The following is an 18,716-nucleotide window of genomic DNA, read 5'->3' on the forward strand; positions in this document are numbered from 1 at the left end:
GCCCACAAACCAGAATGAAACTAAAATTTGTTATATACATACTACTGACTACTATATCTATCGCAGAAATTAAGGCGCAGGACCCTGTTTTTACACAGTATTTTTTGGTTCCCGAATCACTTAATCCTGCCTTTACAGGAACATTAATAACGGGATACACTGGCCTCATACACCGCTCACAATGGCCAAATGACAACAGAAGAATCGATACGGAATATGCTTTCATTAATGGACCTGTTGGACCTGAAAGAAACATGGGCTTAGGTTTAACTATTTTAAATCAGCGGGAAGTTTTTACCAATTATAATTATATTCAAGTCAACGGAGTTTACTCCTATAACGTGAATCTAAATTATGATTGGCGACTTCGATTAGGACTGGAAGCTGGATATGGAAGTAAAAACTTTAATTTCAGTAGTCTTTTATTCGAAGATCAAATTAATACAAATGACGGTTCAATAAATGGAGGAAGTGTCGATCCAAGTTTTTTAAACGCTACCGATAAAATCAATTTCTTAGATGTTTCCTCTGGAATACTATTGTATAGTGACAAAGCCTGGTTTGGTGCGTCATTAAAACATTTGAATAAACCAAATATTGCATTTACTAACAATGCTAAAGTTCCTTTAGAAATGTTTTTAAGCATTCATTCCGGATATTCATTTAGTTTGGATGAAACCCATTTAAATTTCTTTCCAGATCAAACAAATTTATTGCTTACTGCCAACTATATGCGACAAGCTGAATACAACAGATTAGATTTTGGGACAGCTCTCGAATTCAAACCTTTAATTCTGGGAGTCATTGCGGCAACGAATCCGGAAGGAAAAAGCAATAACAGTCACTTTTTAACGTCTGTAAATCTTTTTGGCTCCATTCAGTTAAATCGTTTTGTATTTGCCTATTCCTATGATATCAACACTTCGAAATTGGGAAACACCCAAGGCGTGCATGAGCTTTCATTGACTTGGCAAATTGGTCGCGGTTGCTCTAGTTGTGATAATTATTTAGTAAAACAACCCTGGGGCAGAAACTATTAACTTAGTTTATCTGAGAATAACACATCCCGAAATAACTAATAAATCATCGCAGAAACAAAAAGGAATCATAGTAGTGCTTTTCTATTTGATTATCTTGTAATTGATTACACACTTAATAAAAAACACTTATCGCCGGTCCCTTGAAAGCTCTCCGTAAAATGGGAAGTTCCCTCACTTTGGAGTTGTAAATTAAGGAAATAGAATCACTCTGAGTTGTCAACAACTTTTAGCAAATTCGGAAATAAGTTAAATACATTTTTATAATGAACCAACTAGGTTAAAAATCAGAAAATTCAAATTGCTAAATGAGCTTAAAAAGATTAGCAAAACATTACCTACTTACTTATTAGACTAGATATACGACCCTAGAATTGACCATTAAGACGGCTTGTTAACTTTAGTAATTCCCGCTCCTCCGGTAAAAGTTATTACTGGAATAATAGATCCATTTACACAGACCGAAGAAACACTAGCTGTCATCATTGCTCACGGCAATACCACATCAGCTACTATTTCATTTAAGTTTTCTACATCATTATCTAAATAACTGCTATTCACTTTAGCATGTAATTGACTAGCTAAAATTAACAAAAAAAACAGAATCAGGTAAAGTTATTTCATAATTATATTTTGAAGAGGAACATAATATAACAGCTATTTTCACTGTCATAAAAAAGCTAATCTACACAAATATAAACTTTTAGTGTTTAATTCTTTTATGGATTCCAATAAAGACTGTGCATTAACTCCATGGTCTATTAAATAATAGTATATACTTTTTATAAATAACCGCAATACTATTAGGTAAGCATCTTAAAAAACTAAACTGACGGAAATAACAAAAACCCGCTAAAAGTTACATTCCTAAAAAAACTGGCACTTCTGGCAGTTTACCTTAAATTAGAATTGTAAATCATAGTAGCCGTACTACTTAATTTACGAGTTAAAATCTAGTCCTCACTAAAACAAATCCGTAACCAATAATTTTTAAAAGATGTATTATTAGACTTTTATTTCTTAATTATCTACCTCACTCTTTCATCTTTTGGAAGATATCATATTAGTCGTTATGCACAAATATCAAATCACATGATAGTACTGAAAAAATTTAAATCATATACTTTTTTTCGATTACGTACATTACTTACCTAATTATAACCAAACTAGATATTTATCAGTAATTATCACAATAAACTTACTTATCTCAAAGCTTTTGTGTTTTTTATCGATTATTTATACTTTTAAACTACTTTAAAGCTAAATTAACATACCTTTATCTTACAAAAAAGCAACCTAAAGGTCTCTATAGATTGCATTATAGAATGAATTTATATTTTAATAGTATGGAGAAAAACTACCTTATATATTTTAAACTGTTTTTAACGTTCGTAATTTTTTTTAATTGTGGTGAACTGTTTTCACAAACATATACTAACACCACCCCTGGAACATACACCATTCAAGTTCCTGCCGGAGTCACGAGTTTACAAGCCGAAGCGTGGGGGGCAGGTGGTGCTGGTGCTGGAAACAACGGTAATGCTTTAAAAAATGGTGGTGGTGGTGGTGGTGGCTACGCTCGTACTCCGAATATACCTGTAAGCGCCACGACTAGCTGCACTGTTACTGTGGGAGCGGGAGGTACATCAAAGTTCAACTCTTCTAATAATTCTGTCACTCAAGTTCACGGGGGCGCATCTTCCTTTGGTACTACTGTAATTGCGACAGGAGGTAAAACTCCACAATCATGGGAAGACTTCTCCAACAGCACCTCCAATACTGGACCTACAGGAGCAACAGGCTCCACGGGATCCGTAACGTATAACGGTGGAAATGGTGGTTATGGAGCCTATCCCGGCAACAATTACTCTGCCTCTGGTGGTGGTGGTGCGGGAAGCTCAAACAACGGAAGTGCGGGAAGCAACACAAGCAATACATCAACAATAGGAGGTGCAGGCGGTTCAACCGGTGGTGGCAAAGGTGGAAACGGAAGAAATAGTAATATAGTAGGTTTATCTGGAACTAGCTCTGGTGGTGGTGGTGGTGGAGTTGCCGCAACTGGCTATAGTGGAGGCGCTGGTGCTAGTGGTAAAATACTTCTTACCTATTCTTGTCCTACCTATTCCTTATCTAATACCGCAGCGCAAACAACATCACCAAATAATAGTAGCCTCATTACAGTAACAGGGCCCACATCAACATTGCCGGTAGGAACGTATACAGTTACTTACGATTTAAGTAGTCCTAATAGTGCAACCAACAACACCGCTACGATGACCGTGAGCACGGCGGGCACAGGAACTTTTAGCACAACAACGTTAACTACCGTTAGCACCACAACTATCACTATAAAAACACTTAGTAGTGGTTCCGGAAATGCATGTTCTTCAGCATTAACTGCTAACAATACCACGAATATTCTTATAGCTAATATTCCTACAATTGTAGTCACTGGAAATAACATTACAATAGCAAACAGAGATGTTACTCCATCAACAACAGACAACACTAATTTTTCAACGGTACAAATTTCAAGTTTAGTCGTAACGAAGACATTTATCATCAAAAACACTGGTAGTACTACATTAACACTTACGAGCTCACCAACAATTTCTGGCACCAATAGTAGCAATTTCACGGTAACAACTGCTCCTTCTTTATCCGTTGCATCGGGAGGAAGCACTACTTTTCAAATTTCTTTTAGCCCAATAACCACTGGTACAAAAACAGCAACAGTAAGTATTAGCAGTAATGACACATATAATAGTCCCTATGAATTTGCACTTGAAGGTGAAGCCGTACAATACTTTTATGATAGCGATGGAGATGGTGTATTAGACGATGTAGATGTAGATGATGACAATGATGGAATTCTTGATGTTACCGAAGAGGCCAATTGCAAAGCAGTTAGCGGTTATGCGGTAAACTACAAGTTTTTAAATGAAACTTTTGGCACAGGAACTAGAGTCCAGATCAATACTACTTACGACGCTACAACAACCTATTGCTATCAAGATGCAACGACTCCCACAGTTTGTGAAGGCAGTCCTAATTCAACAGATCTTAATGATGGTAAGTATACCGTAGGTCCCACAGCACAAATTGCCAGTTGGGCAGCAGGCATATGGTGGCTTGGTGGCGATCATACTGGGGATGCTAATGGTAGAATGGCGCTTTTTAATGCTTCTTACAATCCTGGCATATTTTATACGGCAAAAATCACTGGAGCATTACCCAATATACCCGTAACTTATAGTTTTTGGGTTCTTAACTTAGACCGCATTTCGGCTTCGGGGCGACTTAAACCAAATATAAAAGTCGAATTTAAAGATCTAAACGATACTGTTTTGGCAACCATATATACAGGTGATATTACAAATGATGAAATTTGGCACCAATTTAAAGCCGATCTAAATTTGCCTGCAAAACGCTTTTAAAGTAATCTTTACCAACAACAATGTAGGAGGACTGGGAAATGACTTAGCGATCGATGACATACAGATCACACAAACTTTATGTGATCGTGATGGTGATGGAATCCCTGACTTGTTCGACTTAGACTCTGATAACGATGGAATTCCAGACGTAGTTGAAGCTGGATTAGGCTATATATCTAATGGCAAAGGAAAAATAGATATCTCTTGGGTAGATACTACTCTTAATAATGGTCCCAACGGCTTACACGATGGAGCCGAATCAGCTGCTGCGCTTCCAGCTTTAGATTCTGATGGTGATGGAATACCTAATTATTTAGATTTAGACAGCGATAACGACAGTGTTTTTGATGTAGATGAATCTGGAGCAGGAAACACTAATGCCGTAGCAGGATATGTAAATGGCGATGGTGACATTAATGACGACGGTGTGGGAGATCGTCCAGAATCAGAAGCTTTTAGACTTAAAGATGTAGATGGTAACGGTGTACCAGAACTTTTTGGAGATGGAATACTTGATCTTTACGACTATGGTACAGCTGCCAACGGCAATCAATATGGGAATTTAGACCAAGGAATTTCAAATTCGAATGCTGCTACTACTTATCTTAAAGACTCTGATGGCGATGGAATACCCGATTATCTAGACCTTAAATCCAATGGAACTACCTTTGACATTGAAAACAATAAATTAATTTACCTACCTAAAATTTTTGACGATGGATATGGCAAAATAATTGGCACCGCCGATATCGACAAAGATGGAATTTTAGACGCTTTCGATACAAACACCGCACAGTTTGGTTCACCTAGAGATATGAATACTAAATTGTACCTCGATTTTGATGGTCGCAATGATTATGGACAAAGTACTGCGATTCTTGGCGGTTTGACCAATGCATCATTGATGGCTTGGATCGATTTAAATGCTGGTTATACTGGAGCTGGTGTTATCGTAGGTCAAAATAATTTTCAGCTTCGAATAACGGCTGCCAAAAACCTAGAAGCAGTTGTTAACGGTACTACATTAACATTTAACACTTTGGTGGCTCCTTTTTCATCTACAACTCTTACTACTTCGCAATGGTACCATGTCGCTGCCGTTTATGACGGAACAAATTCATTGTTAAAATTATTCTTAAACGGAAATATGGTAGCGTCAACAGACGCTCCAGGAGCTATTGCATCAGACACTTCTTTACTAACAATAGGTAGAGATCCATCAACTATGGGGCCAACTGGAAGTAAGTACTTCAAAGGAAAAATTGATGAAGTTCGCGTTTTCAATGTAGCGCTAAGTGATTCTTTTTTACAAAGAATGGTCTATCAAGAAATTCAAAACTTTAGCTCAGAGATTCGCGGAACCATTGTTCCTAAGAATATCGCTACTTCTCCATCAAGTTTGCCTTTCACTAATTTACTTCGATATTACCGAATGGACGCTTATAAAGATGATATTATTGATGACTTGACAACAACGGCAATAGATGTAACAGGCACAAAAATATACAATCATAAAAACATGTATGTGCAACAAGCGCCAATGCCGTTTTTAACAGAAAGGACTGGGACATTTGCGGTAGCGGTAAACAATACAGCCAAAGACATCAGGGGTGTTGATATAATGGAAAATGATTGGTCAATTGTCAAAGTGCAACATGACATCATCGAAACGGCTAACAATATAGATCTAGGTATGTTTGTCGATCCCTCCAAAACGATCAATATGACTAACAATACCAAGATACAAAACGATTGGTATCTAAAATTGGACGGAAAAATTGATTTGGTCGGTATGTCACAACTCTTACAAACTACAGAAAGTGATTTAGATGTGACAAGTGCAGGATCTATAGAACGCGACCAACAAGGACAGCCCAATAAATTCAATTATAATTATTGGAGTTCTCCAGTAAGTACAATAAATAAAACGGTTAACAATAACGATTATACAGTTGCTGAAATTATGAAAGACGGAACGAATAGCACGCCTGTAGACATTAAGTGGATTGGCGGCTATGATGGAAATGCTAGCTCTCCTATTAGTCTAGCTCGTTATTGGCTTTATAAATTTGACAGTTATTATAATGCGTATGCAAATTGGGTTGCAATTGGTGAAAAAGGTACTGTAAGAGTAGGTCAAGGATTTACATTAAAAGGCAGCGGAGCGACGACAGCGCTTCAGAACTATACCTTTGTAGGAAAACCTAACAATGGTTTAATTGCAACAAATAGTGTAGGTCGAAACCAACTGTTATTAGCCGGAAATCCCTATCCATCAGCATTAGATGCAGATGCTTTTATACGAGATAACTTAAATACGTTAGGCTCTAATACGAGCGACGCCACTAATGGATCATTATATTTTTGGGAACATTATAGCAGTAATAACACCCATATTCTAAGGGACTATCAAGGAGGCTATGCAGTGCGCAATTTAGTAGGAGGTATTGCACCTTCCTCCGCAAATGTTGACTTTATTAGTAAAGCCGGAACACCTTCTAGAGGTATTCCAAATCAATATATTCCTGTTGGGCAAGGTTTTTTTATTAGTGGACGTCCAAACTCTGAAAGTAATACAGTTATTTTTAAAAACAGTCAAAGATTCTTTGTTAAAGAAGATACGATAGCATCTAATGTTTTATATAAGATTAAAGGTTCCAAAAAAGAAGTTTGGGACAATAACTATAATGATAAAATAGTAAAAGACTTTACTAAAAGAATTCGTTTGGGCTTCATCTCCCATAACGATTACCACAAACAACTGTTATTAGGTTTTATGAATGAAAAAGCAACTGATGCAATTGATTATGGCTATGACGCAACTAGTTTTGACAACTTACCTAATGACATTTACTTCTCAACTAACGGTTGGAAATTAATCATTCAGGGTGTGGGGTATTTTGATACAGCTGCGTCTTACCCTATTGGTGTAAAAACAGATGCAGCAGGAAAAGTAAAGTTCTTGATTGACGAACTCGAAAACTTTGACACTAATCAAGCTGTTTACATTTATGATAATGAGACAGACACCTATTATAATATTCGTGATAAAGCTTATGAAGTTATTCTTCCTCTAGGAGAGAACAAAACGCGCTTTTCATTGCGCTTTACCGACAAAAAATTAGCCGTAAAAGAAGATGAATTTATAAATTCAAATAATATAACAGTAAGCCATTCACAGAACAACAATAGCCTCATAATCCATAACTACTTAACCGACAATGTCGTGCAAAAAGTCGTTTTATACAATATTATTGGGCAGACAATAAGCACCTGGAATATAGAAAGTCAATCACAGCAAAATATTGAATTGCCTATCAAAAAAATAAGTTCTGGTGTATATGCAGTCAAACTACAAACTGCTAAAGGAAATATTAGTAAAAAAATAATTATTCCGTAAAGCAACGCTTTTCTTTCAAAAAAAAAAAACTGTCACTTCTGGCAGTTTTTTTTTTGAATAGTAACAGAATGCAAAAAATATTAAAATCCTTAAAATAATCTTACTACCTATGGTATAAAAAAAATATGGTCTTTAAGAGAAACTATACAATCCAAAAATCGCTGTGAAACAATTTTATTTAAAGCTAGATGAATGCTTTAACCATTTATAAAATTAGATAATATCTTCTATCCAATATCGCTTACAATTATTAAATACTCTTATAGATTCTCACTTATAAATAAAACTCATAAGTTATAATAACAATATTTAACTTACTTTTTAAATAATTCGATGTACTTTATCGATGTTTTAAGCTTTTTGTCGATAAAAAAATAAATGTTTTATACTTTTACTTTGTAAAATAGGGTTTTTAGACAATCATGCTTTTCAGATGCGAAAAGCTAAAATATCTGGAATCAAAAAAACAAACTATGGAGAACTTTACTTTTAAACATCACTCATTTTTATTGTTAATTTTAGTTATTCCATTTTTCAAATTCTATGCTCAAACCGTAACATCACCACAAGTTAATTTTACACAGAGAACTTCGACTGCAACTCCTGCTAAAAAAATATATAATGTAAAAGGAGATTTTACCATGTTAGGAAACACTAACCTAACACTTGCAACTTATGGCGATAATATTGACAATCAAAATAATTACATGAAGTTCGTCGATACTGATAACGACCCTACTACTTTCAATTCATCTAAAGCAACCCTTGAGCTTTCAAATACGGGAGAGAATAGTTCTAATCAAAATTGTTCCACCGTTCTTTTTGCAGCACTATATTGGACCGGAAAATCAGATGATGCGGATATCTTCACCACAACAAAACAGAAACAAACAGGAACAAAATCAGTTAACGCAAATTCGTCGGTAAGTCATAATCAAAATATCCAAGACTCTAATTATTCTTTAAGTATATCAAGCGGATCCAACGGCAATAGTAGGTTTCCATTTTATACATTTAGGGCAAATAATATAACATATCAGTTTGCATACTATACTGATTTTAACATCTACGTTTCGGTAAACAACGGTAATTTTACACTCATTCCATCTTCAACAACCTATAGTGGAGGTTACGCATATGGAACTCTTAACACTCCTTACGTTATTCAAGATGGAGCAGCAAATTTATCCATTAAGCAGTTAGTAAGAAAAAGTAATGGATCTCTAAACACTACAGAGATTCAAAACTCATCAACAGCATCAGTAAATATGTCTGGAACTGTTCCAATTTACACGACCGAATCAAAAACTTTTAATAAGAAAGTAATCTCCTTAAAAGGCCCTGGAGCTAGTACTTATACCTCGATCACAGCGAAAACTACGGGCACTAGCTCTAATCTACTTTTTCCTGGGACTTCAAATAGTGGGATTTTTGTAGGCTATCAAGAAGTCACAGATTACGTAAAAACGCATGGTCCAGGAGCATATACAGTCGCAGATATCGCATTATCAGAAATAGGATCAGAGTACGATTCACCCGGTTTTTCTGGTGGATGGACAATGATTGTTATTTATGAAAATCCCGTTATGAAAAGCAGAGCAGTGACCCTTTTTGATGGCTATGCTAATGTTAATAGTAATGAATATGGAAATATTTCTATATCAGGTTTTACAACCGCAGGATCTGGAAATGTAAACATGAAACTTGGAGTCATGGCAGCGGAAGGAGATATTGGCATATCTGGAGATTATTTGGCGGTACAAAAACTTAATTTACCTACAAATTCCTACCCCTCCAGCTATTCTATATTAACTCATGACGGTAATACGACTAATAACTTTTTTAATTCTTCCATTTTCCCAGTACCTGCAGCAGGTAAAAGTGACCCTATTCTAAAGAATAATTCTGGAGTTGACTTTAGTATGTTCACTATTCCTAATTCTAATAATTCAGTTATAGGAAATAATCAAACTTCAACCAATTTTAGATACGGATCATCTGGTGATGTATATACCATTTTTGGTTTTGCAATGTCTGTAGATGCTTACATTCCCGAGCCAAATGGACTTATAAGTGTAAACTCAATAAATAATAATACAAATCCAACTGTTTTAAATGCATTACCTGGACAAAAAATCAATTACTCGCTTAGCATTACAAATGAGGGAACTGAAGCCACAAATAACACCATAATCGAAATTCCAATCCCAGCAACTGCAATTTTCAATACAGCAGCAGCTATTACATACAATACTTACAATGGTTTTTCAACGGCAGAGCCTCCGCGTTTTGATTCAGCAGCAAATAAAATCATTTGGAAATTAGGGACCTTACCCATAGCTGCCGGTCATCCCGAATATGTATATGCCGATATAAGCTTTGAACTCAATGTTACAAATGATTGTAGTATTATAATAAATGCTGGCTGTAATCCAGTAGTTTCTTTAGAAACTGGTACAATATCAGGTAATGGAGCCACATCGGGCTCCCCATTTACACGGTATTTCTTTCAGGGATACGATAGTACCTCTTGTCATTTACCAATTGAAGGATCAATAAAAGTTGCAATAAACGGAACTTCTTGTGTGGCAGTGCTCGCGGGTGTTGATGCATCACCTTCATGTGGTCTGCAATCTGTTAAATTAGCTGCGACCTCAAGCACTTCAGGAAAGTGGTCAATTGTTAATGGCCCATCTGGCGGAACTTTTTCAAATCAAACAAGCACCAATTCAGAATTTTACAGCCCTAATAGTGGTGTCTACACACTACGATGGACAGTTACGACTAACAATAGCTGTCCCCCTATTACGGATGATGTACAAATTAGTATCGGACTCTGTAATAAATTGGATTTTGATGGGATTGATGATAATGTTAATTTCAACAACAACTTCAATTTAAACAGTGGATCATTTACTATAGAAACATGGATTAAACCAGGGGCAGTAAGCACAGATATTCAAACTATTTTTTCCAAAAGAAATACGCTTGTATCAAATGAGGGTTATGATTTAAGACTTGTAAATAATATAATCTCGTTTAATTGGAATAATTCAAACAACAGTAACTCAATAAAGTCGAACTATCCTGTCAGTACAGGAAGATGGCATCATGTAGCTGTTACATTTGACGGAACATCCTATAAATTATACATAGACGGTGTGAGTGTACAAAGTCCTGTTGCTGGTTCTAATCCAATTATAAATAATAATACAAATTGTATTTTGGGTGCGATGATGCAAGCTCCTACTTATCCTTATCTACCGGTTAATTTCTTTAAAGGATGGATGCAGGAACTCCGAATCTGGAAAGTAGCTTTAACCGAAGCGCAAACTCATCAAATGATGAACCAAAAAATTAAAAATAATAGCACCAATGTTTACGGAGAAGTAGTTCCATTAGCGATTCAGGGGCTAAGTTGGGAAAATTTAGATGGTTATTTCCAAATGACTCAAAGTAGTGATATCGTTGATGGTCTTCTAATGGACAAAACGAGTAATCTCCACAATGGAAGATTAATCGGTATAATTACAGCACAACCTGAAACAGCCCCTCTACCGTACACTTCGTCAATAGATGGAGCGTGGGAGGCAAACAGTTCTTGGACTTATGGTGATGTTTGGAATATCCCCAATACTTTAGGCGTTGACAACACAACTTTCATTGATTGGAATATTGTTAAAACGGTTAATAACATTACAACTATTGGTAATAAACAAGTATTAGGACTTCTCGTGGGAAGCAACACACTTGGAGCAAACAACGATAATAAAATTGAAATCTCGCATTATTTAAAATTAGATGGAAAAATAGACCTAGTCAGTAAGTCACAACTTATACAAACGGAAGGAAGTATCTTAGATATCAACAGCTCCGGTAGTATTGAAAGAGACCAGCAAGGGCAATCAAACAAATACAACTATAATTATTGGAGTTCTCCAGTAAGTACAATAAATACAACGGTTAACAATAAGGATTATACAGTTGGTGGAATTATGAAAGATGGGACAAATAGCACGCCTGTAGACATTAATTGGATTGGCGGCTATGATGGTTCCCCTACTACACCAAAGATTAGTTTAGCTCGTTATTGGTTATTTAAATTTGACAATTATAGTAATGCTTATGCGAATTGGCTTGCAATTGGCGAAACAGGTACTGTAAGAGTAGGCCAAGGATTTACATTAAAAGGGAGCGGAGCGACGACAGCGCTTCAAAACTACACTTTTGTAGGAAAACCTAATAACGGACTAATTAATAGCAATACTGTTAGTCAAAATCAATTATTACTAGCAGGAAATCCATATCCCTCCGCATTAGACTCAGAGGCATTTATAAAAGACAACCTAAGTGTCGTAAATTCTAATACAAATGATGCCATTAATGGAACACTATATCTCTGGGAACATTATAGTACTAATAATACTCATGTTCTAAAAGATTACCAAGGAGGATATGCAGTACTTAATTTAACTGGAAGCACCGCACCTTCCTCAGCAAATGTAGACTTTATTAGTAAAGCAGGAGTACCCTCCAGAGGAATTCCTAACAGGTTTATCCCTGTAGGTCAAGCTTTTTTTATAAGTGGGCGTCCAAATTCTACTAATAGTACTGTAATTTTCAAAAACAGTCAAAGAGCCTTTGTAAAAGAAAATGAAGTTAAAGATTCGAACGTTTTATATAAAATACAAGAAACTAAAAAGGTAGCCTGGAAAAATAACAATAGTGACATCATTCCTGAAAATACAATCAAAAGAATTCGTTTGGGCTTCAACTCCCATAACGATTACCACAAACAGTTGTTATTAGGTTTTATGAATGAAAAAGCAACTGATGCAATCGATTATGGCTATGACGCAACTAGTTTTGACAACTTACCCAACGACATCTACTTCTCAACTAACGGTTGGAAATTAATCATTCAGGGGGTGGGGTATTTTGATGCAGCTGCGTCCTACCCTATTGGTGTAAAAACAGATGCAGCAGGAAAAGTACAGTTCTTAATTGATGAAATCGAAAACTTTGACACTAATCAAGACATTTACATTTATGACAATGAAACAGATACCTATCATAACATTCGTGACAAACTCTATGAGGTTGTTCTTCCTCAAGGGGAGAATAAAACCCGCTTTTCATTGCGCTTTACCGACAAAAAATTAGCTGTAAAAGACGTAGACATTTTAAGTGAAACTGATATACTTATCAGTCATCAAAAAAACAATAACACATTAACAATTCACAACCGCTCATTAGACACCTATATAAATGATATAACACTTTTCAATATTCTAGGACAATCAATTACTTCCTGGAACATTGAAAACCTGAACCAAAAAGACCTCCCTCTTTCTCTTAAACGATTAAGTACTGGGGTATATATTGCTAAGATTAATACTTCCAAAGGACAATTTAGTAAAAAAATAATTATCCAATAAACGCAAACAAAGAGTAGCAACAAAAGTTATGATTTCACAATTTATCTAAATTTAAAAAGCACTTTGTTTTTTTTAATATATTTGGTCATCTAATAACAAACCTCAACAAATGAAAAAGATATTTATCCTTGCTGCATTTGCATTATTCACTATTACTACAAGTGCGCAAGAAGCAAAAGCTGCTCCTAAAAAAGAAGTGAAAGAAAAAAAATGTTGTGCTAAAGAAACCGATTCTAAAGCAATGACTGCTGCAGAAGTTGCAAAATGCAAAGCTAAATGTAAAGCCGAAGGAAAAAAATGTGATGCTACTATGGCAGGAACAGAAGAAAAAAAATGTTGTGCTAAAAAAGCATAAAGTACTTTTCACATAGCAAAAATGCCTCCATCAGGAGGCATTTTTTATTTTAAGCCGAGTTTAAAACTCATTTTATAAATCTGATTTATTTTTTTATTCTAACACTCCATTCAAAATCCATTTCAGATACCTGAACTCCTTTTTCGTCAGTTCCAATAGATTTCATCCAGAAGGTTTGTCCCTCGCCTGTTGCTACAGACTCTTGAATGGCACGTTCTATTAAATGACCGTCCTTACAGACAAATGTTATTCTACCTGTGGCTTTCTTAGTAAAATTTCCCTTATTATTTGCCACTAACATTGATATTTTCTTTCCACTTTTTTGAATTTGATACATAACCAAAGCTCCTGTTGAAAGTTCAGCTGCCATGGCTTGGACTGCAAAATACATCGAATTAAATGGATTTTGGTTAATCCAGCGGTGTTTCACTGTCGTTACACATTCCTTCTCATCAAGTTTCTTTACTCTAACCCCACACAGAAATGCAGAAGGCAATTTGAAAAACAAAAATTTATTTAGTTTAGACGCTGTAAGTTTCATTATCAGTGGTTTTTTTGCTAATGTACAAAAAAATACTATGCGTACATACAATATTACTTTGTTAAAACTATGTTAAGTTTTACTACTATGCGATACAAGATACTGTCTTTTAGATATATATTTGCATAAGAAATTACTATGTACAACTATTCAACAATCACTGAAAGTTTCAATCATCAATCAAAAATCAAAAAAAATGGAAGCAACTACCGAAAAAAACATCGCCACTTTTACTCACCTGAGTGCATTGACCCAGTATTTCATTCCTTTTGGGAATTATATTTTTCCAATAATACTTTGGACTTCAAAAAAAGACAAGTCGGAATTTGTAGATTACAGTGGGAAACAAATACTTAATTTCCAATTAAGCGTGTTACTATACACAATTGCTCTTGCACTTATTGCTATTCCTATTTTGATTGTAACCATTTTTAATAATGTCTCTTTGAACGCTATGATTCACGAGGATAGTTTTGTAATTAATAATATAAATTTTGAAAATAACGTAGCTTTAATCACGCTAGGCTTAACCACTGTATTTGTTTTTATCTGTTTAAAAGTAGCCGAGTTCTTTCTAATCATTTATGCTTCTATAAAAACATCTAATGGTGAAAAATATAAATATCCAATAACGATTCCTTTTATAAAATAGAGAGTCACTAGCCCCGAAGCAGCTCAGGACAAAAGCTAATTAGTAAAGTAATTAACTCCCAAAAAAAAAAACATCAATCAAAAAATGAATAGTTTAATCAACGAAAAAATCAAAAAAAACGAATTATGAATATTGAAAACACAAAAGCCCAGATGCGCAAAGGTGTTCTCGAGTTTTGCATCTTATCTGTTTTGAAAGAAAAAGATGCCTACACATCGGAAATATTAGACACTTTGAAAAATGCAAAATTATTAGTGGTGGAGGGAACCATTTATCCGCTGCTTACCAGACTAAAAAATGACGGATTATTAAGCTACCGTTGGGAAGAATCAACTTCGGGACCGCCTAGAAAATACTACGGTCTTACCGAAATAGGACAAACATTTTTAAACGAACTTACCACTACTTGGACTGAATTGTCTGATGCAGTAAACCTAATCACAAACCAAAAATAATAGCCATGAACAAGACTGTAAACATAAACCTAGGCGGAATGTTCTTTCATATTGATGAAGATGCATACCTAAAACTAACACGATATTTTGACGCTATAAAGCGATCATTATCTAAATCATCTGGACAGGAAGAAATCATAAAAGATATTGAAATGCGTGTTTCGGAATTATTAACCGAAAATCAAAAAACAGACAAGCATGTTGTGGGTCTAAAAGATGTAGACCAAGTAATCGCCGTAATGGGACAACCAGAAGATTATATTATAGAAGAAGACAATCACACTTCTCAAAGCTATAGCAATGCAGCAACCAGAAGAACTAAAAAACTATACAGAGACACTGACAAAGGAATGATCAGCGGAGTTTCGGCAGGACTAGGTCATTATTTTGGAATCGATGCCGTATGGGTTAGAATCATTTTTATCCTATTAGTATGGGGAGCTGGAACCGGAGTTCTTGCTTATATTATTCTATGGATCGTTGTTCCTGCTGCAGTAACAACGTCAGAGAAACTGGAAATGACTGGAGAACCAGTTAATATTTCGAACATCGAAAAAAAAGTTAGGGAAGAATTTGAAAATGTTTCTGACAAGTTTAAAAATGTTGATTACGATAAATACGGGAACCAAATAAAAACGGGAGCCGGAAAAATAGGAAGTTCTTTTGGTGATTTCATCATGACAATTTTTAAAATTTTCGCTAAATTCCTTGGAGTTATCTTGATTATGACAGGCTTAGCTACATTAATGGCCTTATTTATAGGAATGTTTACACTAGGAACTTCTTCTTTTATTGACTTTCCGTGGCAAGGATTTATAGAAGCAGGAAACTTCACTGACTATCCTATATGGGCTTTTGGACTATTGATGTTCCTTGCAGTAGGGATTCCATTCTTTTTCTTGACAGTATTAGGATTCAAACTATTGGCTCCCAATATGAAGTCTATTGGAAACATTGCTAAATACACCTTGCTAGCTTTATGGTTGATTTCAGTTGCTTTAGCCATTTCAATAGGAGTTAAACAAGCATCTGCTTTTGCCGCAGACGGGAGAATAGTTAAAAAAGAAAATATTGTGCTGCTACCAACCGATACGCTACAAATTAAATTCAAGCACAATGATTATTATACTAAGAATATTGATGATCGCGACGATTTCAAAATAGCACAAGATCCTAGCGGTGCAGAGGTATTGTATTCTAACGATGTTAGTTTAAAAATAGAAAGTACTGATGAGAAATTACCTTATATCCAAATTGAGAAAGAGGCAAAAGGAAAATCGATAGCTGAAGCAAGAAAAAGAGCGGAACAAATAAAATACAGTTATAAAATTGAAGGAAATCAATTGACATTAGACAACTACTTAATTACTGATTTAAAGAATAAATTCAGAGATCAGGAAATAGAAGTTACTTTATACTTGCCCGAAGGAACTTTGTTTAAAACAGATTCTAGTGTAAAAAACTATGATCGTTCTAATGATGATTTTTTTAATCTGCACCACAGCTCTGATAAGTATTTGTACAAAGTCTTTGATTCGAAAGTAAAATGTCTGGACTGTCCTTCTGATGAAGATGAGTACAATGATGTTTCAATGCATATTGAAGATGATGAGAACAAGACAATCAAGATCACTAAAAATGGTGTTTCTATTACTAATGACACTGTAAATATTTCAAATAGTGATCTTAAAGAGTTGAAAATAAACAAAGATGGTATAATTATAAAAACGAGATAATCATGTTAAAAGTCATCACAATAATAACGAAATTCATTCTTGTAACATTAACTGCATTATTGTTTGCGTCTTGCAACCATTCGATAAACATAAAATCTATAACGGGAAGTGGCCACGTTACTACCGAGAATAGAAATGTAAATGAGGGTTTTAAAAGTATCGAAGTTAGCAATGCTATTGATTTGATAATTGAACAATCAGACAAAACCGAGATTACAGTTGAAGCAGATGATAATTTACAAGAAAGTATCACTACAACAATTGAAAACGGCGTGCTTATTATCGCTTGTGATTATAATTCTTTTATCAACATCGAATCAAAAAAAGTCACCGTTAAAATGCCTATTATTGAGTCTTTGCGCGCTTCTAGTGCTTCCTCGATTACAAGTGTAAATACACTTAAAGCGGAGAATATTAACCTAAGGACATCTTCGGCCTCAAATATGAATCTGAATATTGAATCGGACAATATTGAATGCAAAGCCAGCAGCGGGAGTTCAATAACTGTTGACGGTATGGCACTAAGTCTAGAGGCTACGGCTTCTAGCGGAAGTGATATTGATGCAAATGATTTACTTGCAAACGAAGTAAGTGCTGTAGCATCTAGCGGGGCGACCATTAATGTTCACCCTATTGTAAGTTTAAAAGCAAAAGCTTCTAGTGGAAGCAATATTAACTACAACAAGACCCCAAAATCAATAGAAAAAAAATCAAGTTCAGGAGGAAGTATCGACAAGGTTTAACTTTTTATTTGACAATTAATAACTGAATCATCCATCAAAAGTGGATGGTTTTTTTATATTTGTAATAATCATAATAAAAGATAAAATGAAAAAATATATAGTAATCACACTACTTGTACTATCAACCACTCTTGTTTCTGCACAAAAAAAAGAAAAAATAAAAGGTTCAAAAACAGTTACGACTGAGCTAAGAGAAATTGGCTATTTTGACACCCTTGAACTAGAAGATAATCTTGAAGTTTATTTAGAAAAAGGAGAAAAACCAGGAATAAAGATTGAAGCAGATGATAATCTTCATGATATTATCTCAATGGATTTAAGAGGTAATACCCTTCGCATCTACACTTCTAAAGAAGCTATAAAATATAGAAAACTGATTGTAAAGGTGACGTATACCAATGAATTAACAAGTGTTTCTTCAAAAAATGATGCAGTTGTTAACGCTATACAAGAAATACAACTTGACTCCATCGTTTTTAAAAGTATCGATTACTCTAAATTATTTTTGAATATAAACACGAAGAATTTTGTTCTGCAAGCGGATGATAAATCAAAAATTGAACTGAATGCAAAATCTGAAAAAGTAAAAATTGTTTTGAGTAAAAATGCCGCCTTGAAATCTTTAATTACAACCCCTGAATTAGCTTGTGACATGTACCAAAAATCAGAAGCAAATATTGAAGGTAGTGCTACGAACGCTGTGATTCGTCTAGACAACAATTCTGATTTAAAAGGAGATAAGTTGACCATTAAAAATTTAGAATTACTTACTGAAAGTTACTCTAATGCTAGTGTAAATGCAGAAACATCTATTAGCATAAGTGCTGGAGAGAAATCTCAAATTGAACTTTATGGTAACCCAAAAATCGAAATAAGAAAATTTGCTGACGAAGCTAAATTACTTAAAAAGGTAAAATAAAAT

The 18,716-nt window shown here is 34.8% G+C and carries 12 protein-coding genes; 11 read left to right on the plus strand and 1 reads right to left on the minus strand.

Translation table 11 applies throughout. The annotated features are described in order from the left end of the window. The first annotated feature begins 14 nt into the window (after positions 1–14). From QO182_RS00670 to QO182_RS00695, 6 genes are all read left to right on the plus strand, one after another. The gene (locus tag QO182_RS00670) at positions 15–1,040 is read left to right on the plus strand and encodes a PorP/SprF family type IX secretion system membrane protein (RefSeq protein ID WP_371559346.1); all 1,026 of its coding nucleotides are present in this window, start codon (positions 15–17) and stop codon (positions 1,038–1,040) included. 388 nt (positions 1,041–1,428) lie between these two features. Further along, positions 1,429–1,587 carry a hypothetical protein gene (locus QO182_RS00675; protein WP_371535102.1) on the plus strand — a complete coding sequence of 53 codons (159 nt, stop codon included), beginning with the start codon at positions 1,429–1,431 and terminating at the stop codon, positions 1,585–1,587. A 775-nt stretch (positions 1,588–2,362) separates the two neighbouring features. Continuing rightward, a complete protein-coding gene (locus tag QO182_RS00680) occupies positions 2,363–4,474 on the plus strand; it encodes a choice-of-anchor D domain-containing protein (RefSeq protein ID WP_371559348.1) in 2,112 nt (703 codons plus the stop codon). Between the two features lie 109 nt (positions 4,475–4,583). Beyond that, on the plus strand, positions 4,584–7,874 hold the full coding sequence (locus QO182_RS00685; RefSeq protein ID WP_371559350.1) for a LamG-like jellyroll fold domain-containing protein: 3,291 nt from the start codon (positions 4,584–4,586) through the stop codon (positions 7,872–7,874). A 473-nt stretch (positions 7,875–8,347) separates the two neighbouring features. Then, positions 8,348–13,312 (plus strand): LamG-like jellyroll fold domain-containing protein, encoded by a 4,965-nt coding sequence (locus QO182_RS00690; protein ID WP_371559352.1) that lies wholly within the window; start codon positions 8,348–8,350, stop codon positions 13,310–13,312. 109 nt (positions 13,313–13,421) lie between these two features. Continuing rightward, complete coding sequence (locus tag QO182_RS00695) at positions 13,422–13,667, plus strand: hypothetical protein (RefSeq protein ID WP_371535108.1); 246 nt, start codon at positions 13,422–13,424, stop codon at positions 13,665–13,667. A gap of 85 nt (positions 13,668–13,752) precedes the next feature. On the opposite strand, the gene QO182_RS00700 is transcribed toward QO182_RS00695, so the two are convergent. Continuing rightward, a complete protein-coding gene (locus tag QO182_RS00700; RefSeq protein ID WP_371535110.1) occupies positions 13,753–14,208 on the minus strand; it encodes a DUF4442 domain-containing protein in 456 nt (151 codons plus the stop codon). Positions 14,209–14,404: 196 nt separating this feature from the next. Between QO182_RS00700 and QO182_RS00705 the strand changes: the two genes are divergently transcribed. From QO182_RS00705 to QO182_RS00725, 5 genes are all read left to right on the plus strand, one after another. Then, the gene (locus QO182_RS00705; protein WP_371535111.1) at positions 14,405–14,860 is read left to right on the plus strand and encodes a DUF4870 domain-containing protein; all 456 of its coding nucleotides are present in this window, start codon (positions 14,405–14,407) and stop codon (positions 14,858–14,860) included. 125 nt (positions 14,861–14,985) lie between these two features. Further along, complete coding sequence (locus QO182_RS00710; RefSeq protein ID WP_074723411.1) at positions 14,986–15,315, plus strand: PadR family transcriptional regulator; 330 nt, start codon at positions 14,986–14,988, stop codon at positions 15,313–15,315. 5 nt (positions 15,316–15,320) lie between these two features. Beyond that, positions 15,321–17,051, plus strand: coding sequence for a PspC domain-containing protein (locus QO182_RS00715; RefSeq protein WP_371559354.1), 1,731 nt, complete (start codon positions 15,321–15,323; stop codon positions 17,049–17,051). A 2-nt stretch (positions 17,052–17,053) separates the two neighbouring features. After that, positions 17,054–17,794: a head GIN domain-containing protein gene (locus tag QO182_RS00720; RefSeq protein ID WP_371535115.1), complete on the plus strand. Its 741-nt coding sequence runs from the start codon at positions 17,054–17,056 to the stop codon at positions 17,792–17,794. Positions 17,795–17,879: 85 nt separating this feature from the next. Further along, complete coding sequence (locus QO182_RS00725; protein ID WP_371535116.1) at positions 17,880–18,713, plus strand: GIN domain-containing protein; 834 nt, start codon at positions 17,880–17,882, stop codon at positions 18,711–18,713. Positions 18,714–18,716 lie beyond the last annotated feature (3 nt).

This window comes from Flavobacterium sp. Arc2, from assembly GCF_041431385.1.
GTDB lineage: Bacteria > Bacteroidota > Bacteroidia > Flavobacteriales > Flavobacteriaceae > Flavobacterium.